This is a genomic window from Neisseria flavescens, from assembly GCF_001618065.1.
In the GTDB taxonomy this organism is placed as follows: domain Bacteria; phylum Pseudomonadota; class Gammaproteobacteria; order Burkholderiales; family Neisseriaceae; genus Neisseria; species Neisseria flavescens_A.
In genome coordinates, this window is the sequence record NZ_LAEI01000021.1 from 33,428 (window position 1) to 52,714 (window position 19,287).

Genomic DNA, 19,287 nt, shown 5'->3' on the forward strand with positions numbered 1-19,287 from the left:
TTTAACCTTTAATTTCAAACAGACTTATTCCTCAGGACGTTCGCCGTCGGTATCATCCAATTTGCCTTCGGTAATATCGACATTGATACCGACTGCCGCACGGATTTTGGCATCGATTTCGTTGGCGATATCAGGATTTTCTTTCAGCCAAACGCGTACATTGTCTTTACCTTGGCCGATTTTTGCGCCGTTGTAGCTGTACCATGCACCGGATTTCTCAACGATGTCATGTTTGACGCCCAAGTCAATCAATTCGCCTTCCCAGCTGATGCCTTCGCCGTAAAGAATATCGAATTCGGCTTGACGGAATGGAGGCGCAACTTTGTTTTTGATGACTTTGACTTTGGTTTCATTACCAATGACGTCATCGCCTTTTTTAATCTGACCGGTACGGCGGATGTCGAGGCGGACGGAGGCGTAGAATTTAAGCGCGTTACCGCCGGTCGTGGTTTCAGGGCTGCCGAACATCACGCCGATTTTCATACGGATTTGGTTAATGAAAACAACCAATGTATTGGTGCGTTTGATGTGGCCGGTCAGTTTGCGGAGGGCTTGGCTCATCAGGCGGGCTTGCAGGCCGACATGGCTGTCGCCCATTTCGCCTTCGATCTCGGCTTTAGGCACAAGTGCGGCTACGGAGTCGACAACGACCATATCGATACCGCCTGAGCGTACCAATGTATCGCAGATTTCCAATGCCTGCTCGCCGGTATCCGGTTGGGAGAGATAGAGTTCTTCGACTTTTACGCCGAGTTTGCGGGCGTAAATCGGGTCAAAAGCATGCTCGGCATCGATGAATGCGCAGATGCCGCCATTTTTTTGGCATTGGGCAATGGCTTCGAGACAGAGTGTGGTTTTACCGGAGGATTCTGGGCCGAAAATTTCAACCACGCGGCCGCGGGGTAATCCGCCAACGCCGAGTGCCAAGTCCACGCCGAGGGAGCCGGTGGAAATAACATCAAGGTTTTCTTCCTGCTGGCTGCCGTCCATTTTCATGATGGAGCCTTTGCCGAAGTTTTTTTCGATTTGGGCAAGGGCGGCGGCTAAGGCTTTGCTTTTTTCGTCTGACATGTTTTCTCTCCGAAAGGAAATATGAATAGCTAAGAATTTATTTAGCTATTATCGCATAAATTAAGAAAAAGTATAGTTTTATTTTATTTTTCAGACGGCCTGTGTTTTTTGTATGCAACAGGCCGTCTGAAACTTTGAATAATCAATCAGTTGGTCAATGATGCAAAAACTTGGAAATAGTCGGGGAAAGTTTTATGCGTACATTTCGGGTCGTTGATGATGACCGGGACACCCAAAAGCGAAGCCAGCGAGAAACACATAGCCATGCGGTGGTCGTCATAAGTATCGATGACGGCATCGGGGGTAAGTGTTTCGGGCGGCGTAATATGGATGGCTTCGGCCTCTTCAATAACTTCTGCCCCAAGTTTACGCAGTTCGGTTGCCATGGCGGCGATACGGTCAGTTTCTTTGACGCGCCATGAGCCGATATTGCGCAGGGTGCAGGGCTGTTTGGTGGCCAGTGCGACGATAGCCAGAGTCATGGCCGCATCAGGGATATGGTTGGCATCCAAATCAAAAGCCTGAATCTTGCGCTCGGCGGGACGGGAAATCTCAACAAAATTTTCGCCCCAAATAACATCCGCACCGATTTTCTCTAGCTCGCGTGCAAAGGCAACGTCGCCTTGGATGCTGTGTGCGCCGATACCGGTTACGCGGATGGGTGTACCGGCAATCAGGCCTGCACCCAAGAAATAAGACGCGCTGGATGCATCACCTTCTACATATAAATGTTCGGGCGCATGATATTTGGCACCGGCCGGGATTTTAAATACACGGTAGTCTTCATTGATGATGTCCACACCGAACTGCGCCATCAGCTTGAGCGTGATATCGATATAAGGTTTGGAAATCAACTCGCCTACCATGTGGATTTCAAATGCTTGTCCGGTCAGGGGCAAAGCCATCAGCAGGGCGGTCAGGAATTGGCTGGAAACATTGCCTTTAATCGGAATAACGCGCTCGTCGTTGTCTTGGCGTTTGCCGATCTGAAGCGGAGGATAGTTTTCATTGCCCAGATATTGTACGTCCGCGCCGGCAATGCGCAGCGCGTCGACCAAATCGCCGATAGGGCGTTCGTGCATACGTGGTACGCCGTGCAGATGATAGTCGCCACCCAAAACGGCAAGTGCGGCAGTCAAAGGGCGGAATGCCGTACCGGCATTGCCTAAAAACAAATCGGCGGTTGGATTGGGAAAGCGGCCGTCGGTGCCATGAACTTTCAGACGGCCTTCAGGTAAAGATTCAATTTGCACGCCGAGTTTGTCGAGTGCTTCAAGCATTCGGTCGGTATCATCGGATTTGAGCAAAGAATGGATTTCGCAAACGTTGTCGGAGAGTGCCGCCAAGAGTAGCGTGCGGTTGCTGATGCTTTTGGAGCCGGGCAGGGCAACGGTGGAGGGCTTGAGTGTGGAAGCGGGCAGGCGGATGGATTCGGTCATTGGTTAGGATTTCAAATTGTAGACAAAACGATATTATACGCAGGCAAAGGCTGTCTGAAAAATGGAAGTGGCGTTGTGGGTAAGAAAAGCCGGACTCTTTTTGAAAGTCCGGCTTTGGGATGCTCAATATTTTAATGGTTAACCTAAAATATGCATTAACTGGTCAATGTTGAACGTACCTTCGTCAAAGCGGAATTCGCTGACTGAGGGAATTTTTTTACCTTGGGCGTCGGTATGGATGTCGGCATATTGGTGGTCGATGGTGATGAGCTCATTGTGATTGTTTTCGCCACGAATGGTGATGTTCCAAGTCGTGCCGTCCTTTTCGGTAACCATTTCGAGCGACAGATCCGAGAGGGAAATGCCTGCGCCGAATTGGATAGCATTTGTGCCGTGATGGTCGAAAATGGTGTCATGACCTTCGCCGCGATTAAATACATAGGTATCGTTACCGGCTTCGCCGCGCAATATATTGTCTCCTAAGCCGCCGAACAGTGTGTCGTTGCCTGCGCCGCCGTGAAGGATGTCGTTACCTGCTTCGCCCAACATAGTATCGTTACCGGCGCCGCCATACAGCGTGTCATTGTCTAAACCGCCGTTCAGATGGTCATTTCCACCGCCTCCGTAGAGAATATCGCTGCCGGCATCGCCGTTGATGACGTCGCCGCCGGTGTCGCCGGACAATTTGTCATTGCCGCTGTCGCCATGAATCTCATCATTGCCCCAGTTGCCGTAGATGATGTCTTCGCTTTCAGTACCTTTGATATGGTCGTCGGTGTGGGTGCCGTTGAATGTGGTTTTGCCGTCGGCAAAGGTTTGGCTGACGCTTGCCTGCCCTAAATTGCTAACATAAAGCATATCCCAGACATCCAGGCTCGGTACGGTGACTTCCAGTGCCACCGGTTTGCCGTTTTCATAGATGACGGAAGATTCTAATGTGTGCATGGATATATCGTCTGAGTCGGGGGAAGACAGTTGTACGATGGCTTGCTCGGCCTGTTCTGCGCTGATTTCTATATCAAACGGGATTCTGACTTTAGGGTTGTCGAGTTTCAGCGTGTGGTGGTTGGAGCTGTTCCAATTGGTGTCTTTGTCGAGACCTGCGAGATTGATTAATTGGACAACTCGGCCGCCGTCTGCGGTGGCTTTGGTCCATGTATAAACTTTGCCTCCTTCGCCTGAAGTGGAAGTCATGTCATAGCCGTCGGATGCTACGATGGAGGCATGACTGTCTTTGAGTTCAACCAAGCCTTCGCCGCGAAGCAGCTCCTCATAGGCGGTAATGAATTGTTGATAGTTAAATTCTGATTTGGCCAGGGTTTCGTTGGTTTTGATCGTTTGAGCGGGATAGTATGGGTCTTGCAAAATACCAAAACCATGTGCGTTTTTATCCGGGAGGTTGTTTAATGCGGCAACAGTCATGTGGTAGCCGCCACTCGCTGCGATAACGGCATCGACCAGCAATTCGTTGTCCGGATTGAGTTCGGAAGAATGATCTTCCGGGTGGGTATCTTTTTGAGTATAGGCGGCAATAATCGGGGAAACGTGATTGTAATCGTACAGACGGCCTACCAAGCGTTTAAGCTCGGCATAGTTGTGGTTTTCATAATGGGTATTTCCGGCTGTATCTTTAAAATCGCGCGGCCAGATTTCTGAGTAAGGAACATCCATGCCGGTGGTGGATAAGACATCGGCCCTACCTGTGCTGATGTCGTTGATCATATAAGTTTGACCGTAATCGTGTAACTTTTCCGCAGCCGCGGCTGACAAATCGTCATAACCGTCAGACATTCTGAAGTTTTCAGTCTTTTGGCCGTTTTGTATTTTGTAAACGAGGTTATCACCCATGGTATCGGCCTGCCAGCCGTCGAAGCCGCCTGTTTTCAGGGCTTTGATCATGGTGTTGACGATATAGTTTTGCCAGCTTTTGTCGGCAGGATCGACGAATTGTTGTACGGATGTTTTGGTTTCTGCACCGGCTTTGCCGAAGTCGGGATGCTCTTGGGCATTGTAGAGTTTGACATTATTTAAAATTTCTTTGATGGCCGGGGTATCGAGTTCGTCATTGGAGGCGGCGTTAAGCATATTGTAGAGCATGGCACTGCCGCCTTTTTCGTGAATTTTATTCACGAGGTTTTTAATCAGCAGGGTATCGATTTGGGGAGGGTTTGGTTGGCCGTTTTTGACAGCCCAAGTCGCCCATTCTTGCTTGAAGCTGTTTACGTTTGGAAATGGATTGGAGGTTGTTTCGTACACATCATAGAAGAAATAATTGTTGATGTGCATTTGTGCCAGCTGATCGATATTGTTTTGATAGCCTTCGAGCTGGTCATTGGTCATGGAGTTGTTTTGTTCTGCCGAATTATCGTTAGATCCCGCCACTACGCCATAGCGGGGAAAAATGGTCCAGTCGTCTTCGACAGACAATCCCAGTGTTTTGCTGGTGTGGTTGCCGGTGTTGTCAACGGTTTCTACTTTGACGACGTAGCCTGAATTGGGTGAAAAAATATCGGAAGAGAGTTTGACGGTGGTTGAGTTCAGATTATCCAATTTTTGGATTTCCGTACCCAAATGGTTGACGGTAACAGAGGTGATTTTGTCTGTCGCATTGGAGATGTTCAGAATAGCATCATCGCCGTTGGTATAGGCTGCCTTGTTAAAGAGAATAGTCGGCAAAGGGGCTGTTTTTGCTTCAGTTGTCATGCTGTATATTCGCTTCTAAATATTATATTTTGAAATTACCTTAACAAATTAATATCACTTAAGTTGTTGATATGAATAATTGTTAAGACTTTTTAGTAGGAAGAGCAGAAAATAAGTTCCCCGTTTGATAGCAAATATCTAAAATAATTCGGTTTATGATTGAAATTCAAAAAGGCTGTCTGAATGTTTTGTTATTCGAAAGACGGTTTTTGCAGGCATATAACCAAACACCATAAGAAAATCAGAAACCATTCTTTCCTATTTTTTCAGACGGCCTTTAATATCAGCGGACAATCATTGATAAAGCAAGAGCACGACCATGAGCCATTATCCTTTGTTTGCTGATTTGAGAAACCGCCCTGTTTTACTGGTAGGTGCAGGTAAGGTTGCCGAGCGCAAGGCGGAAAGCCTGTTATCTGCCGGAGCGTGCGTGCGCGTTGTTGCGGAAACTTTGAATCCGCAGTTTCAGCAATGGGCGGCTGAAGGGAAAATAGTTTGGCTGGGCGGCTTATTTGAGGAAGCCATGCTGGACGAAGTGTATTTCGTTATTGCGGCGACGGATGATGGCATGTTTAACCGCCGTGTTTTTGAAGCGGCGGAACGACGGGCGAAATTGTGCAATACGGTGGATACGGCGGACTTGTGTTCGTTTATCGTACCTGCCGTGGTGGATCGGGGACCGTTGAAGATCGCCATATCCAGCGGCGGTACTGCGCCTGTATTGGCGCGTAAATGGCGGCAGATTATCGAGACATTGATTCCGCTGCATACGGGCACGATGGCGCGTATTGCCGGAAAATGGCGCGAAAAGGTTAAGCAAGCGCTGAATAATGTCGAACGACGCCGTTATTTTTGGGAAAAGTTGTTCGACAGCCGTTTCAGTATTTTTGCGGCTCAAAACAATATCGAGGCGGCAGAACGTGAATTGATCACGCAGTTAAACCGGGAAACGCCGTTTGGCGGCGAAGTGGTTTTGGTGGGCGCAGGGCCGGGCGATCCAGGCTTGCTGACCATACATGCTTTGCAGGCGATTCAGGCTGCGGATACCGTGTTTTACGATGCTTTGGTGTCGGATGAGATTTTGGCGATGGTGCGTAAAGATGCGGTGAAAATCAGCGTGGGCAAACGTGCCGGTGCGCACCATGTTCAGCAGGAAGAAACCAATCGTCTCTTGGTTGAACACGCTCAAAAAGGCGAGCGTGTGGTAAGGTTGAAAGGCGGCGATCCTTTTGTGTTCGGGCGCGGTGGAGAGGAAGTGCAAACCCTGCATCAGGCCGGAATCGCTTACCGCATTGTGCCGGGCATTACTGCTGCGCTTGGCGCTACTGCTTATGCCGGTATTCCGTTAACCCATCGCGATTGCGCCCAAAGTGCGTTATTTGTGACCGGCCATAGTAAACACGAGGGCAATCAGCCTGATTGGCAGACTTTGGCTTTAAGCCGCCAAACGTTGGTAATCTATATGGGTACGCTTAAAGCGGCTGAGATTGCGGAAAAACTGATGGCTTATGGCAGACAGCCTTCTACACCTGTTGCCGTGATTTCCAATGGGACTTTACACAATCAAACTGTGCGAACAGGCCGTCTGAAAGATTTGGGCTTGCTGGCTGCCGAAGCAGAGCGTCCGGCTTTAATGGTGATTGGCGAAGTGGTTGCCCTGCGCAATGAGATGAAATGGTTCGGAGAAGGTGTCGAATATTTCGAAGAGGCCGCATAAAGAAAATTGATTAAATCAGGCCGTCTAAACATTGGTTTCAGACGGCCTTGCCTTATTTAAAAGCTTGGCAATATTGCTGATAACGTTCTGCCAGTCCATATAGGATGATTGCTGTCAGCCCCCAGATGTCGTAGTGTCGGAAAGGCAGGGCGGGGAGGGCGAGGGTTTGATTGTTGTGATGAAGCTGACGGAATGTGTAGTTTTGCAGGTTTAAGGCGAAATCCAAAGGCAGATAAAAAATTTCAGCTACTTCGTCGGGATTGGCTTTTGGGTTGACGGGCTGGGTGCAAATTGCCGGAACAGGCGTAACACGATAGCCGGAAGGCGTGTCATAAAAGGGTAGCGGCGCAAAAGTCTGCCATGCGGCAATCGGAATGGCGGTTTCTTCATAAGCTTCTCTTAACGCCGTTGCCGTTAGGCTGTCGTCTTGGGCATCTTTGCGACCGCCGGCAAAGGCGATTTGTCCGGTGTGTTGCCTTAAGGTCTCGGCCCTTTTGGTCAGTAAAATTTGCCACGCTCCTTCATGCAAGGCGATGCCGACCAAAACGGCTGCTTCTTTGGCCGTTTGGGCGGTAACTAATTGATTGCGCTCTGCTTGCATACGGCTGCTGAAGCGTGAAGCTTGAGTTAGGAAATGGATAAGGTGGGCGGTATTCATTTTTGGCGCTGATCGTTTTATGCAGATGAGGATTACACAAGGTTTACGGTTACCGTGTCAACAAAATAGAGTGCGTGTGTTACAGTTATGCCTGAATGATAAATAAAGCTTTGCGTCTGTTTTGCAGATGCTTAGGCCGTCTGAAAATGCCGGCAGGTTCTCAAAAAGGATAGTTATGTTGTTTTCCCCATCCCGTATTCGAGTAGCAGCTGCGGCTGTCATGATGTTGTTTGCTACACAAACTTTTGCCGCGCCCGGCGATTCAAAGGCTGTTTTTGAATCGGCTAAGATTATCAAAAAGAAAAGCCGTGCCGACCGTTTTTCTCCCGAAGAGCGCGAGCAGGAACGGATACGTCTGTTGGGTATACAAAACCGCACTTCGCAGGTTTTCACTTTGTTAAATTCAGAACTGGCCTTGCAAAAGGGTGATGCGGCTTCTGCGCTGTTTACTTATATTTTGACTTTGCATCGCACCAAATCTCCCGAAGTGGCCGAACGCGCTTTGGAGATGGCGGTTTCTTTAAACGCATTTGAACAGGCTGAAGCCATTTACCAAAAATGGCGCGAAATCGAGCCGGAGCCTGGTGAAACACAAAAGCGTATGACTTGGTTGCGCAATTTGCTGCTGGGTAAAGCCGATAAGAATTTGAGCGGATTGGACAAGGTGATTGCCGGCGGTAGTGAAGATGAGCAAAAGCGCGTGTTCCTGCTTTTGGCACAAACCGCAGCCCAACAGCCGAATCTGACCAGCGATGCGGTTAAGCAAGTACATAAAACGGCATTGAATTATAAAGACTTCCCTGAAGCGGCGATTGCGGATGCAATTTTTAGTGCAAAAGACGGTCAAACGAAACACGCCATTGCGGCATTGCAGCGATTGGCCAAGTTGGACAATGAAATTTTGCCGCCGACTTTTGTTACATTGAGACTGATGGCGCAACGGCATCCTGATATTCTGGACGGCTTCTTCAAAGAGACAGACACCAAAACCTTATCTCCGATTTGGCAGGAATTGGATATCGCCAATTTAATCGCCCATGGCCAAAATGATAAGGCATTTAAGCGTTTGCAGACTTTGTTGGAAGAAAATCCCAACCCTGATTTGTATATTCAGGCCGCCTTATTGTCAGCGAGCAAGACGGAAAATATTTCTGCGGTAAACAGTTATCTGGAAAAGGCTTATAAAGCCGGTACGGAAGAGCAGCGCAGCCGTGCGGCGTTGATTGGCGCGGTTTCTTATAATGATGCTGAAGAATTGGCCAAAGCCAAACAATGGCTGGACAAGGTAACGGCTACGGCTTATACGTTTGATAAAACCATTTTGGCTGCTTCCATCGAAGCCAAACAGGGCAACCATAAAGAGGCTTGGGCTTTGGTGCAACGCGCACAAAAAATGCCCGAGCAAAGAGGACGTTATTTTGAAGCCAGTGATTTGCTAAATACGGCTTTGTTTGTATTGTCTAAAAACACCAATCTTCAAGAATCGTTGAACGCTTTAAACAGCTTGGTAAATTCCACAGAAAAATCCTTGAAAACCCAAGCTTCTCCAGAGCTGCTTGCCAATGTGCTGTATCAGCGTTCGATGGTGTATGAGAAGCTGAATCAGCCAGGCAAGGCGATTGCCGATTTGCGCCGTGTGGTAGAGCTGTATCCGGATAATCCGCACGGTTGGAATGCTTTGGGCTATACCCTGCTGATAAGTGGCAAGGATTTGGACGAGGCTTTCAAAATGGTTCAGACGGCCTATCAGATGGAGCCGGAAAGCGCAGCCATTAATGACAGTGTAGGCTGGGCTTATTATCTTAAAGGCGATGCCCAAATGGCTTTGCCGTATATCCAATATGCCTATGAAAAAGAACCTGAAGCCGAAGTCGCCGCACATTTGGGTGAAGTCCTATGGACGCTTGGCGACCAAGACAAGGCCAAAGAAATCTGGAATGACGGCTTGAAACGTGGAAGCAATCTCCGAGTATTAAAAGAGATAATGTCCAAATTCGGTATAATGCCCAGCAAACCGCATACTCAAAAACACAAATAAAACCAAAAGGCCGTCTGAAAAGCGTTTGATTTCAGACGGCCTATGAAGGAATATCCATGAATGTAAAACAATTATCATCGGTTGCAGCCTTATTGCTTTTAGCTGCCTGTGCGCAGCCAAACTTACCTCAGCAAAACAGTTGGCAAGCGGCCGAGCAGGTACAGGATTTTAGCGCTGACGGTCGCTTGGCTGTCAAAGTGGAAGGCAAAGGCTCTTATGCTAATTTCGATTGGACTTATCAAAACGCGGTTCAAACCATTGATGTGAATACCCCGTTGGGCAATACCGTAGGCCAGCTGTGTCAAGACAGCGAAGGCGTATTGGCAGTAGACAGTAAGGGTAAGGTTTATCAGGCGGAAACGGCTGAGGAATTGAGCAGACAGCTTTTGGGCTTTGCTTTGCCGGTTCAATATCTGCATATTTGGGCTGATGGTAAACGCGTTGCCAATGCGCCATACAAAATTCTGCCTGATGGCCGTCTAGAGCAGTTTGACTGGACAATATCGCGCACATTAAATAGTTCAGGACAGCCCAAAACGCTTCAACTTGAGAATGCCAAGTTTAATATCCGCTTGGTATTCGACACGGTAAATCACTCTTTGGATAAGAATGGACAAACCCGATGCGCAGCACGCAAATAGAGGATGCCATGTTTGCTTCAGCGGAAATCCAAGCCTTTCCTGCGCCGGCCAAATTAAATTTGGATTTGAGGATTACCGGCCGCAGGAGCGATGGTTATCATAATTTAGAAAGTATTTTCTGTTTGATCGGCTTATACGATACCGTTCATCTGAAAATGCGTACTGATGGGCAGATTATTCTGCATACGCCGGTCGAAGGGCTTGAACCCGAACAGGACTTGACTTATCGGGCGGCTAAATTATTACTGCCATATGCAAGCGTAGCGCACGGTGTCGAAATCTGGTTGGATAAAGTGATTCCAACCGGAGGCGGATTGGGCGGCGGAAGCTCTGATGCAGCCACGGTCTTAATGGTTTTAAACCAATGGTGGCAGTGTGGTTTGAGCAAGCAGCAACTGATTGATTTAGGTGTAAGTCTTGGTGCGGATGTTCCTTTTTTTATTTTTGGAAGAAGTGCTTTTGCCAAAGGCGTGGGCGAGAAGCTGGCTGAAATAGATGTCCCTAAACAGTGGTATGTTGTTGTTAAGCCCCCCGTCCATGTGGCAACCGCTAAAATTTTTGCACATGAATGCTTGACACGGGATTCCAAACCCAGCATAATGCCGACTTTCCAATCGTTACAGCCGTTTCAAAATGATATGCAGGCGGTTGTATTTCAGGAATATCCTAAAGTTTGGAAGGCTTATGTTGAGTTATCCCAATATGGTTATGCATTAATGACCGGTTCTGGAGCTTGTTTATTTATAGCAAGTGAATCTCATCAAGAAGTAAATACAATTTACCAACAGGTTTCTCAATCATATGAAGCTTATTGTGTGGAAGGATTAGATATTCATCCGCTGTTTCATATGATTTAGTAAGTTGGGGAGTCGTCAAGCGGTTAAGACACTGGATTTTGATTCCAGCATGCGAAGGTTCGAATCCTTCCTCCCCAGCCAAATAAAAGCGTGTAAGTTTTCTTACACGCTTTTTTACGCTAAGAGCAAAATAACGCTGAAAAACTTTTTTTTACCCGTCTTTACGCGTATAATCGCATAATTAGTGTCTTAGACATAGGGCAGAGGGAAGCGTAATGTTTTCTGAGCGTAAATCAAATCTAGAATCAGGTGAAGATATGGCTGCTTATGACAGTTTAATGGTGTTTACCGGTAATGCAAATCCGGAATTGGCGCAACGTGTTGTCAAACATTTGGATATTTCACTCGGTGAAGCCACCGTTTCCAAATTCTCTGATGGCGAAGTAGCCATTGAATTGTTGGAAAATGTGCGTGGTCGCGATGTGTTTATTTTGCAACCTACCTGCGCGCCAACCAATGACAACCTGATGGAAATTTTGACTATGGCCGATGCACTCAAACGTGCTTCTGCCGGTCGTATTACTGCCGCGATTCCTTACTTTGGCTATGCGCGTCAAGATCGCCGTCCTCGCTCTGTTCGTGTGCCGATTTCCGCTAAATTGGTAGCGAATATGTTGTACTCAGCCGGTATTGACCGTGTATTGACTGTTGACTTGCATGCCGACCAAATTCAAGGTTTCTTCGATATTCCGGTAGATAATATTTACGCCACCCCGATTTTATTGAACGATATTAAACAACAACGTATCGAAAATCTGACTGTTGTCAGCCCCGATATCGGTGGTGTTGTACGTGCACGTGCTGTTGCTAAATCTTTAAATGCTGATTTGGCCATTATCGACAAACGTCGTCCTAAAGCCAACGTGGCTGAAGTAATGAATATTATCGGTGACATTCAAGGCCGTACCTGCTTGATCGTAGATGATATGATCGATACGGCAAATACTTTGTGTAAAGCAGCCGTTGCCCTGAAAGAGCGCGGTGCAGATCGTGTACTGGCATACGCCAGCCATGCAGTATTCTCCGGTGAAGCAGTGAATCGAATTGCTTCTTCTGAAATTGACCAAGTAGTTGTAACAGATACGATTCCGTTGTCTGAAGCAGCTAAAAAATGTGAACGCATCCGTCAAGTTACCATTGCCGGTTTGCTGGCTGAAACGGTACGCCGTATCAGCAATGAAGAATCCGTCTCATATCTTTTCAATGAAGATGTGATGACTGGCGGCATGTTGCTGCCATAACCCGATGTCGTCTTAAGCTGGTCGCGGCCGATGACGACGATTTTATCTAAATTGGAGTATTAAACATGACTTACGAAATTCAAGCCTCTGTTCGCGAAGCCCAAGGCACTGGTGCGAGCCGCCGCCTGCGTCGCGAAGGCCAAATCCCTGGCATCCTGTACGGTGAAGGTCAAGAGCCTGTTGCTATCGCTGTAGACCACAAAACTGTATTCTACGCATTGGAAAAAGAATCTTTCCATACTGCTTTGATTAAACTGTCTTTGAATGGTGAAACTAAAGACGTTATCGTGCGTGACTTCCAAATGCACCCATTCCGTCGCGAAGTTCAACACATCGACTTCCAAGCTGTAAAAGCTGATCAACCTGTACGTATCCGCGTTCCTCTGCACATTGTTAACGCTGAAAACTCTCAAGCTGTTAAATTGCAAGGTGGTCGTGTATCTCTGTTGAACACTTCTGTTGAAGTAGTTGCTTTGCCTGCAAACATTCCTGCTTTCTTGGAGCTGGATTGTGCATCAGTAGTTGCCGGCGACATTCTGCATTTGTCAGACATCAAATTGCCAGAAGGTGTTGAAAGCGTTTCTCTGAAACGTAACGAAAACCTGGCTGTTGCTACTGTTACCGGTAAAAAACGCTAATAGGTAGTTAAGATAAGAAAACCGTATCAGCTTTATCTGATACGGTTTTTGTTTTGCATATAAAATCATTTGCTATAAAACTTAGGCAAATGCAGCAGCATATGTACTTTATAAGATTGAAGCAATTTCATTGCGAAGTTTATTAAGAAAGCGGCCATGCCGTACCCATTGTGCGGCCGATTCATAATCCTGTTGTTCAAATGCTTGTTGCAAATCTTGATATAGGTTGCTTTGTACTTCTTGGATTTCTTGATCCAGCGCTCGGATGGCATCATGGTTTTGTTCCATTTGTGCATCCATCAATGTTTCCCGCCATTCCATCTGCTGCATGAGGAATTCTGGTGAAAACGAAGTGTGTTCAGGTGCATCAGCATCAATATTTTGGCTTTTCAAGAGATAAGCGGCTCGATCAATAGGGCTTTTTAATGTGCGGTAGGCGTCATTAATTGTAGAAGACATCATAACGGCTTGTTTCTGCTCAAAAGCTGAAGCAGAAGCAAATTTATCGGGATGAAAACGGGCAGCTAAAGCTCGATAGGTCTGTTCGAGTGCTTCGGTATCAATATTGAAAGATGGCTCAAGCTGAAAGAGGTTGAAGTATTGAGACATGATATTAAAGGAAAAAATCTAAAGAAGAGGATTATTTTACGATATAATCCAGAAACTGTTTATACGAAAGGAAAACAATATGACCGGTAAGGTGCAACACAATAAAGGCAAAATACGAGACAATGCCTTAAAAGCCTTAGTCAAATCTGATTTGTTCCGACACAAGGTGGAACGGAAAAGAAAAGGCAAAGGCAGCTACAACAGGCAGGAAGCGAAAAAATGGCGGGACGGTTTTGATACAGTCCCGCCATTTTTATGTCTTAAACGTGGAAGCTCTCGCCGCAGCCGCAGGAGTCTTTAACGTTTGGGTTTTCAAATTTGAAACCTTCCTGTAATCCTTCTTTGGTGTAATCAACTTGTGTGCCGTCTAGATAAACCAAGCTTTTCGGGTCGATATAAACGCGCGCGCCATGCTCTTCAAAAATCAGGTCGTCGTCGTTCACTTCATCGACAAATTCAAGGTTGTATGCCATGCCCGAGCAGCCGCTGGTTTTCACACCTAAGCGCACTCCCAAACCTTTGCCACGCTTGGTCAGGTAGCCGTTGATGTGTTTGGCTGCGTTTTCTGTGATGGTAATCATGCTTTTTTCCTCATTTCGCAATCATTTTCTGTTTTGCCTGCTTTTTATTTCAGACGGCCTCTTGACTATCAGGCCGTCTGAAAACGCTGTTTTGCCCACTCTATTGCGGCGGCAATGGCAGCTTTAGTCTGCGGACTGTTTTTCCAACAGGTTGAGCCGGTTAATTGTGCGCCCTGTTCCAAAATATCGTCTAAATCCGCAACCGCCAGAGTGGCAATATCATCCAATCCCATTTGCTGCAAACGCTGCAATATGGTTTTACCTATGCCTTTGACAGCAAGTAGGGATTGGATTTCTTCATCGGTAAAAGGCATATCGTCTTCTTTGATTTTGCAGGTACTGGCGCACTTATATGGCAGTTGGTGCCTATCAAGCCGATTTAGACATTAATGTCTGCAAACTAAGTATCTGGCAAACAAGGTTATTTATTTTCCTGACGTTTGCGATAGTCGGCAACGGCTGCTTTTACTGCATCTTCAGCCAAGATGGAGCAGTGGATTTTTACAGGCGGCAATTCCAACTCTTCGGCAATTTCACTGTTTTTGATTGCCAGTGCATCGTCAAGGCTTTTGCCTTTAACCCACTCGGTAATCAGGCTGGAAGAAGCAATGGCAGAACCGCAACCGTAAGTTTTGAATTTGGCATCCTCGATAATACCCTCATCGTTTACTTTGATTTGCAGACGCATTACGTCACCGCAGGCCGGTGCACCGACCATGCCGGTACCGACAGATTCGTCGTTTTTATCGAAAGTACCGACGTTGCGGGGATTTTCGTAGTGATCGATTACTTTATCGCTGTATGCCATGATGTGGTTTCCTTTATGTTTTTAATGGTGAAAATGGTTTGTTTACGAATATTCAGACGGCCTGAAGTTTAGATTTTGCATGCGCCGCCTTCGCAGCCGTCATCGTTTTCCGAATCGACGCCACCTTCTACGGTAACGCCGTCAAAATCTTCGAGCAGGTTGTCGAGATTGTCGAGGTCGAGCTCTTGTTCGTCCATTGGTTTGTATCCTTAATTTGAAGGTTGTGGCTTTTAGGTCATCTGAAAAGGTTTTTTTTAAGGTTTCAGACGTCCTTTTTAATGTCTAAGTTGATTGCCTATTACAGTTGTTTTATCAACCATCTACAAAGGCACATTCTAAAATTGTTTGGGGTTTTCCGTTAACATTAATCGGTTTTAGTTTTGCTTGCAGGGTTTCGTATTCTTCTAAAATCAAACTGTATTTTCGAATAGGGCGGTATTTTCCTTTTAACACCTTGCGTGCCTGTTCCAAAGGTACATCCAATAATAAACGGGTGTAACTGTAACCTGCGGTTTCTACTTGGAACGTCTGGCTGATATGAACCACAGGCAAGCCATAGTAAGTACCGCTGAGTTTCAAACGGGTTTGATCAAGAATAAACGGTTTTCCATCTTCACTAAATTCCGCGCGGTGCAAAGTCATCGGAGGGTGCGCAAGATCACGGTAAGCCTTTGGCAGCTTGACTCTATTGGGATAATTCAAACGCAGGTTTTGATATTTAGAGTCTTTATCGTTCCAGTCATAGCTTACATCACTAAATGGATCCAACAGGTTTTCCAAATGTTTATCGAATTGGCAGCCATTTTCAAATGATTTGAATATAGTTGACCAATCAGATTGTGTCTGTGCTGAAACCAGCGGGGCCGAGCATAGAATCAGACAAGAAAGTAAGTGGCGTATTTTATTTTTATTATCGTCATTTTTAGTATTTTCTTGATGAGGTCGTCTGAAAAGGTAAAGGCCTTGTGGATTTTTCAGACGACCTTTTCTCTTGATTAATGCGCCGCCCATTCAATCGAGTTTAAATCGATACCTTCTTTAAACATTTCCCACAGCGGAGACAGTTCGCGCAGTTTGCCGATTTTGGATTTAATCAGTTCTGCTGCGAATTGGACTTCTTCTTCAGTGGTCATGCGGCCGAAGGTGATGCGCAGGGAAGAGTGCGCCAATTCGTCGTTACGGCCGAGTGCGCGCAGGACGTAGCTTGGTTCGAGACTGGCAGAAGTACAGGCGGAGCCGCTGGATACGGCGAGTTCTTTGACTGCCATAATCAGGCTTTCGCCTTCGACGAAGTTGAAGCTGACGTTCAGGTTGTTTGGAGCGCGGTGTTCGAGGTCACCGTTGATGTAGACTTCTTCGATGCCTTCGATACCTTTGAGGAAGATATCGCGCAGTTTCAGGTAGTGCGCAGTGTCTTGTGCCAATTCTTCTTTGGCGATGCGGAAGGCTTCGCCCATGCCGACGATTTGGTGGGTCGGCAATGTGCCGGAACGGAAACCGCGCTCGTGGCCGCCGCCGTGCATTTGGGCTTCGAGGCGGACGCGTGGTTTACGGCGTACATACAGGGCGCCGATGCCTTTAGGGCCGTATACTTTGTGGCCGGACATAGACAGCAAATCAACTTTGGCGGCTTCAACGTCGACAGGCACTTTGCCGCATGCTTGTGCTGCGTCAACGTGGAAAATGATTTTGCGTTCGCGGCAGATTTCGCCAATGGCAGGAATATCTTGAACTACGCCGATTTCGTTGTTTACCCACATTACGGAAACGAGGATGGTGTCTTCGCGGATAGCGGCTTTCAGCACGTCTAAGTCAACCAAACCGTTTTCTTGTACGTCTAGATAAGTTACTTCATAACCTTGGCGTTCGAGTTCACGCATGGTGTCAAGCACGGCTTTGTGCTCGGTTTTCACGGTAATGAGGTGGTTGCCTTTGGATTTGTAGAAGTGCGCCGCGCCTTTAATGGCGAGGTTGTTGGATTCGGTTGCGCCGCTGGTAAAAACGATTTCTTTAGAGTCGGCGTTAATCAGGGCTGCGATGTCTGCACGTGCTTTTTCTACGGCTTCTTCTGCTTCCCAGCCGAAGCTGTGGCTGTTGGAGGCTGGGTTGCCGAAAATATCGGACAGGTAGGGAATCATTTTTTCGGCAACGCGGCGGTCAACGGGAGTGGTGGCGGCGTAGTCGAGGTATACGGGGGTTTTGACGGTCATGGTTTGCTCTTTCGTTTGGTCATCTGCCTGCGGTCTTTGCCGCAAGTCGGTTTAATGAATGTGTGTAAAGGTAACGACATGACTGCTGTCGCTGCAGTTTTTTTGTTCAATGATGCTTTGCAGCGTAACGCTGCTGAGGTAATCATTGATAGTTTTGTTTAAGTTTTCCCAAAGGTCATGGGTCAGACAGGGGGCACCGTGGTGGCAGTTTGCTTTGCTGCCGCATTGTGTGGCATCCAGTCGGTCTTCGGCTGCGGAGATGATTTGTGCAATATTGATTTGCTCGGCGGGTGCGGCAAGGATATAGCCTCCGCCTGGGCCGCGTAGGCTTTCAACCAATCCGGCACGGCGCAGCTTGCTGAATAATTGTTCGAGGTAGGACAGCGATATGCTTTGTCGTTCGCTGATGGCACTGAGTTTGACAGCGCCGGTTTGCGCGTTCATCGCCAAATCTATCATGGCGGTTACTGCAAATCGCCCTTTGGTAGTCAGTCTCATGGTGTGGTTGCCTGTGTGGGGCGTTTTTATTAGTGGGGGAATTGTCTAATATCTGAGTGTTTCAGTCAAGTATGTGGCGGTTCGGTTTGATTGTTTGTTTAAATGGTGGCATGGGTTGATTTTTAAATCGGCAAATATTTTCTTTATTTTTCTGTAATTTGGATTTAAGGCCGTCTGAAAAAAGGCTATCAACCCTACAAATGGCAGGGTTAAAATGTTTTGATTTAATATTGATACTAATATAGATTATCAAAATTATTCTTAAAATTTAGTTGTTTTGATGGAGTAAAATAATGAGGTGTTTGAAATGTTCAGACGGCCTTGACCATCCATCTTACCTTAACAGAGGCAATCGACAATGAAATGTGATTTAAGCAAAATAACCTGTATCGAAGACTTGCGCCTTGTTGCCAAACGTAAAATGCCGCGTATGTTTTATGACTATATCGACTCAGGCTCTTGGACGGAAACTACTTATCGTGAAAATACTTCGGATTTCAAAGACATCCGTTTCCGCCAAAAGGTATTGGTTAATATGGAGGGACGCAGTCTCGAAACCAAAATGATTGGGCAGGATGTGAAAATGCCGGTAGCGATTGCGCCAACAGGTTTCACGGGCATGGCGCACGCTGACGGCGAAATCTTGGCGGCGCGGGCGGCGGAAAAATTTGGTATTCCGTTTACGCTGTCGACCATGTCTATTTGTTCGATTGAAGATGTGGCTGAAAACACCAGCTCGCCGTTTTGGTTTCAGCTTTATGTGATGCGCGACCGCGAGTTTATGGAAAACCTGATTAAGCGTGCAAAAGATGCCAATTGTTCGGCTTTGGTATTGACCGCTGATTTGCAGGTTTTGGGTCAGCGCCACAAAGACATCAAAAACGGCCTGTCCGCGCCACCGAAACCAACCATTGCCAATTTAATCAATTTGGCGACCAAACCGGAATGGTGTATGAAAATGCTGAACACGGAACGCCGCACTTTCCGCAATATTGTCGGTCATGCGAAAAACGTGGGCGATTTGTCTTCGCTGTCTTCATGGACTTCCGAACAATTCGACCCGCGTCTGAGCTGGGACGATGTGGCGCGTATTAAAGATTTGTGGGGTGGTAAGCTGATCATCAAAGGCATTATGGAACCCGAAGACGCGGAAAAGGCAGCGAAAAGCGGTGCGGATGCATTGGTCGTTTCCAATCATGGCGGCCGTCAGCTTGACGATACTGTGTCTGCCATTAAGGCTTTGCCTGATGTGGTCAGTGCGGTGGGCAGCGACATCGAGGTTTGGATGGACAGCGGTATCCGCAGCGGTCAGGATATTTTGAAGGCTTGGGCTTTGGGTGCGAAAGGTACGATGATTGGCCGGGCGTTCCTGTATGGTTTGGGTGCGTATGGTGAAGAAGGCGTAACCCGTGCGCTGGAAATCCTGTATAAAGAAATGGATATTTCCATGGCGTTTACCGGTCATCGCAATATTCAGGATGTGGATTCCAGCATTTTGCGTTCTACACATTGGGCTCAAGATGAATTTTAATTTTTAAATATAAGAAAAGGCCGTCTGAAAATCTGTTTTCAGACGGC

Annotated in this window: 20 protein-coding genes and 1 tRNA gene; 9 read left to right on the plus strand and 12 right to left on the minus strand. The window is 47.1% G+C overall.

All coding sequences use genetic code 11. From position 1 onward, the window contains the following. Positions 1-24: 24 nt before the first annotated feature. The 3 genes from recA to TW89_RS03835 form a co-directional block, all read right to left on the minus strand. Positions 25-1,071, minus strand: a complete 1,047-nt coding sequence (gene recA / locus TW89_RS03825; protein WP_003680794.1) for a recombinase RecA — start codon at positions 1,069-1,071, stop codon at positions 25-27. A 146-nt stretch (positions 1,072-1,217) separates the two neighbouring features. Continuing rightward, positions 1,218-2,510 carry a 3-phosphoshikimate 1-carboxyvinyltransferase gene (gene aroA, locus TW89_RS03830; protein WP_128580602.1) on the minus strand — a complete coding sequence of 431 codons (1,293 nt, stop codon included), beginning with the start codon at positions 2,508-2,510 and terminating at the stop codon, positions 1,218-1,220. A gap of 138 nt (positions 2,511-2,648) precedes the next feature. Continuing rightward, complete coding sequence (locus tag TW89_RS03835; protein WP_128580603.1) at positions 2,649-5,213, minus strand: glycoside hydrolase family 66 protein; 2,565 nt, start codon at positions 5,211-5,213, stop codon at positions 2,649-2,651. 319 nt (positions 5,214-5,532) lie between these two features. On the opposite strand from TW89_RS03835, the gene cysG reads away from it, so the two are divergent. Continuing rightward, the gene (gene cysG, locus TW89_RS03840; RefSeq protein WP_128580604.1) at positions 5,533-6,930 is read left to right on the plus strand and encodes a siroheme synthase CysG; all 1,398 of its coding nucleotides are present in this window, start codon (positions 5,533-5,535) and stop codon (positions 6,928-6,930) included. A gap of 52 nt (positions 6,931-6,982) precedes the next feature. Here the strand turns inward: cysG and TW89_RS03845 are convergent, their stop codons facing one another. After that, positions 6,983-7,588 (minus strand): CoA pyrophosphatase, encoded by a 606-nt coding sequence (locus tag TW89_RS03845; protein WP_128580605.1) that lies wholly within the window; start codon positions 7,586-7,588, stop codon positions 6,983-6,985. A 175-nt stretch (positions 7,589-7,763) separates the two neighbouring features. Between TW89_RS03845 and TW89_RS03850 the strand changes: the two genes are divergently transcribed. From TW89_RS03850 to TW89_RS03875, 6 genes are all read left to right on the plus strand, one after another. Continuing rightward, a complete protein-coding gene (locus tag TW89_RS03850; protein ID WP_128580606.1) occupies positions 7,764-9,626 on the plus strand; it encodes a tetratricopeptide repeat protein in 1,863 nt (620 codons plus the stop codon). Between the two features lie 56 nt (positions 9,627-9,682). Beyond that, the gene (lolB, locus tag TW89_RS03855; protein ID WP_070814223.1) at positions 9,683-10,267 is read left to right on the plus strand and encodes a lipoprotein insertase outer membrane protein LolB; all 585 of its coding nucleotides are present in this window, start codon (positions 9,683-9,685) and stop codon (positions 10,265-10,267) included. After that, positions 10,249-11,124, plus strand: coding sequence for a 4-(cytidine 5'-diphospho)-2-C-methyl-D-erythritol kinase (gene ispE / locus TW89_RS03860; RefSeq protein ID WP_128580607.1), 876 nt, complete (start codon positions 10,249-10,251; stop codon positions 11,122-11,124). The genes lolB and ispE overlap by 19 nt, the downstream gene beginning before the upstream one ends. Positions 11,125-11,129: 5 nt before the next feature. Continuing rightward, positions 11,130-11,205 (plus strand) — tRNA-Gln (locus TW89_RS03865). A gap of 176 nt (positions 11,206-11,381) precedes the next feature. Then, positions 11,382-12,365 (plus strand): ribose-phosphate pyrophosphokinase, encoded by a 984-nt coding sequence (locus TW89_RS03870; RefSeq protein WP_107723665.1) that lies wholly within the window; start codon positions 11,382-11,384, stop codon positions 12,363-12,365. Between the two features lie 65 nt (positions 12,366-12,430). Further along, positions 12,431-13,003 carry a 50S ribosomal protein L25/general stress protein Ctc gene (locus tag TW89_RS03875; RefSeq protein WP_004519902.1) on the plus strand — a complete coding sequence of 191 codons (573 nt, stop codon included), beginning with the start codon at positions 12,431-12,433 and terminating at the stop codon, positions 13,001-13,003. Positions 13,004-13,111: 108 nt separating this feature from the next. On the opposite strand, the gene hscB is transcribed toward TW89_RS03875, so the two are convergent. Further along, entirely contained in the window at positions 13,112-13,612 is a 501-nt protein-coding gene (gene hscB, locus TW89_RS03880; RefSeq protein WP_049351512.1) for a Fe-S protein assembly co-chaperone HscB, read from the minus strand. Positions 13,613-13,691: 79 nt separating this feature from the next. Here hscB and TW89_RS03885 point away from each other — a divergent pair, with 79 nt between their 5' ends. Then, on the plus strand, positions 13,692-13,913 hold the full coding sequence (locus TW89_RS03885; RefSeq protein ID WP_128580608.1) for an alternative ribosome-rescue factor A: 222 nt from the start codon (positions 13,692-13,694) through the stop codon (positions 13,911-13,913). On the opposite strand, the gene iscA is transcribed toward TW89_RS03885, so the two are convergent. The 7 genes from iscA to iscR all read right to left on the minus strand — a co-directional run bounded on the left by iscA (position 13,873) and on the right by iscR (position 17,709). Further along, a complete protein-coding gene (gene iscA, locus TW89_RS03890) occupies positions 13,873-14,193 on the minus strand; it encodes an iron-sulfur cluster assembly protein IscA (protein WP_128580609.1) in 321 nt (106 codons plus the stop codon). The two genes, TW89_RS03885 and iscA, sit on opposite strands and share 41 nt — an antisense overlap. 68 nt (positions 14,194-14,261) lie before the next feature. After that, complete coding sequence (locus TW89_RS03895) at positions 14,262-14,507, minus strand: recombinase RecA (protein WP_128580610.1); 246 nt, start codon at positions 14,505-14,507, stop codon at positions 14,262-14,264. A gap of 107 nt (positions 14,508-14,614) precedes the next feature. Next, positions 14,615-15,001 carry a Fe-S cluster assembly scaffold IscU gene (gene iscU, locus TW89_RS03900; RefSeq protein ID WP_003674559.1) on the minus strand — a complete coding sequence of 129 codons (387 nt, stop codon included), beginning with the start codon at positions 14,999-15,001 and terminating at the stop codon, positions 14,615-14,617. Between the two features lie 68 nt (positions 15,002-15,069). After that, entirely contained in the window at positions 15,070-15,198 is a 129-nt protein-coding gene (locus tag TW89_RS11940; RefSeq protein WP_004519897.1) for a hypothetical protein, read from the minus strand. Between the two features lie 115 nt (positions 15,199-15,313). Next, complete coding sequence (locus TW89_RS03905) at positions 15,314-16,012, minus strand: hypothetical protein (RefSeq protein ID WP_283114430.1); 699 nt, start codon at positions 16,010-16,012, stop codon at positions 15,314-15,316. Further along, a complete protein-coding gene (locus TW89_RS03910; protein WP_004519895.1) occupies positions 15,997-17,211 on the minus strand; it encodes an IscS subfamily cysteine desulfurase in 1,215 nt (404 codons plus the stop codon). The genes TW89_RS03905 and TW89_RS03910 overlap by 16 nt, the downstream gene beginning before the upstream one ends. A gap of 51 nt (positions 17,212-17,262) precedes the next feature. Next, positions 17,263-17,709 (minus strand): Fe-S cluster assembly transcriptional regulator IscR, encoded by a 447-nt coding sequence (iscR, locus tag TW89_RS03915; RefSeq protein WP_004519894.1) that lies wholly within the window; start codon positions 17,707-17,709, stop codon positions 17,263-17,265. Positions 17,710-18,067: 358 nt separating this feature from the next. Between iscR and TW89_RS03920 the strand changes: the two genes are divergently transcribed. Beyond that, the gene (locus tag TW89_RS03920; RefSeq protein WP_070585712.1) at positions 18,068-19,240 is read left to right on the plus strand and encodes an alpha-hydroxy acid oxidase; all 1,173 of its coding nucleotides are present in this window, start codon (positions 18,068-18,070) and stop codon (positions 19,238-19,240) included. Positions 19,241-19,287 lie beyond the last annotated feature (47 nt).

Bases quoted from the DNA above. Each gene is read 5' to 3' on its own strand.
- cysG (WP_128580604.1), top strand. From the start codon at position 5,533: ATGAGCCATTATCCTTTGTTTGCTGATTTGAGAAACCGCCCTGTTTTA.
- iscR (WP_004519894.1), bottom strand. From the start codon at position 17,709: ATGAGACTGACTACCAAAGGGCGATTTGCAGTAACCGCCATGATAGAT.
- TW89_RS03870 (WP_107723665.1), top strand. From the start codon at position 11,382: ATGGCTGCTTATGACAGTTTAATGGTGTTTACCGGTAATGCAAATCCG.
- TW89_RS03835 (WP_128580603.1), bottom strand. From the start codon at position 5,213: ATGACAACTGAAGCAAAAACAGCCCCTTTGCCGACTATTCTCTTTAAC.
- hscB (WP_049351512.1), bottom strand. From the start codon at position 13,612: ATGTCTCAATACTTCAACCTCTTTCAGCTTGAGCCATCTTTCAATATT.
- TW89_RS11940 (WP_004519897.1), bottom strand. From the start codon at position 15,198: ATGGACGAACAAGAGCTCGACCTCGACAATCTCGACAACCTGCTCGAA.
- TW89_RS03910 (WP_004519895.1), bottom strand. From the start codon at position 17,211: ATGACCGTCAAAACCCCCGTATACCTCGACTACGCCGCCACCACTCCC.
- TW89_RS03885 (WP_128580608.1), top strand. From the start codon at position 13,692: ATGACCGGTAAGGTGCAACACAATAAAGGCAAAATACGAGACAATGCC.
- TW89_RS03850 (WP_128580606.1), top strand. From the start codon at position 7,764: ATGTTGTTTTCCCCATCCCGTATTCGAGTAGCAGCTGCGGCTGTCATG.
- TW89_RS03905 (WP_283114430.1), bottom strand. From the start codon at position 16,012: ATGGGCGGCGCATTAATCAAGAGAAAAGGTCGTCTGAAAAATCCACAA.
- recA (WP_003680794.1), bottom strand. From the start codon at position 1,071: ATGTCAGACGAAAAAAGCAAAGCCTTAGCCGCCGCCCTTGCCCAAATC.
- lolB (WP_070814223.1), top strand. From the start codon at position 9,683: ATGAATGTAAAACAATTATCATCGGTTGCAGCCTTATTGCTTTTAGCT.
- iscA (WP_128580609.1), bottom strand. From the start codon at position 14,193: ATGATTACCATCACAGAAAACGCAGCCAAACACATCAACGGCTACCTG.
- aroA (WP_128580602.1), bottom strand. From the start codon at position 2,510: ATGACCGAATCCATCCGCCTGCCCGCTTCCACACTCAAGCCCTCCACC.
- ispE (WP_128580607.1), top strand. From the start codon at position 10,249: ATGCGCAGCACGCAAATAGAGGATGCCATGTTTGCTTCAGCGGAAATC.
- iscU (WP_003674559.1), bottom strand. From the start codon at position 15,001: ATGGCATACAGCGATAAAGTAATCGATCACTACGAAAATCCCCGCAAC.
- TW89_RS03920 (WP_070585712.1), top strand. From the start codon at position 18,068: ATGAAATGTGATTTAAGCAAAATAACCTGTATCGAAGACTTGCGCCTT.
- TW89_RS03845 (WP_128580605.1), bottom strand. From the start codon at position 7,588: ATGAATACCGCCCACCTTATCCATTTCCTAACTCAAGCTTCACGCTTC.
- TW89_RS03895 (WP_128580610.1), bottom strand. From the start codon at position 14,507: ATGCCTTTTACCGATGAAGAAATCCAATCCCTACTTGCTGTCAAAGGC.
- TW89_RS03875 (WP_004519902.1), top strand. From the start codon at position 12,431: ATGACTTACGAAATTCAAGCCTCTGTTCGCGAAGCCCAAGGCACTGGT.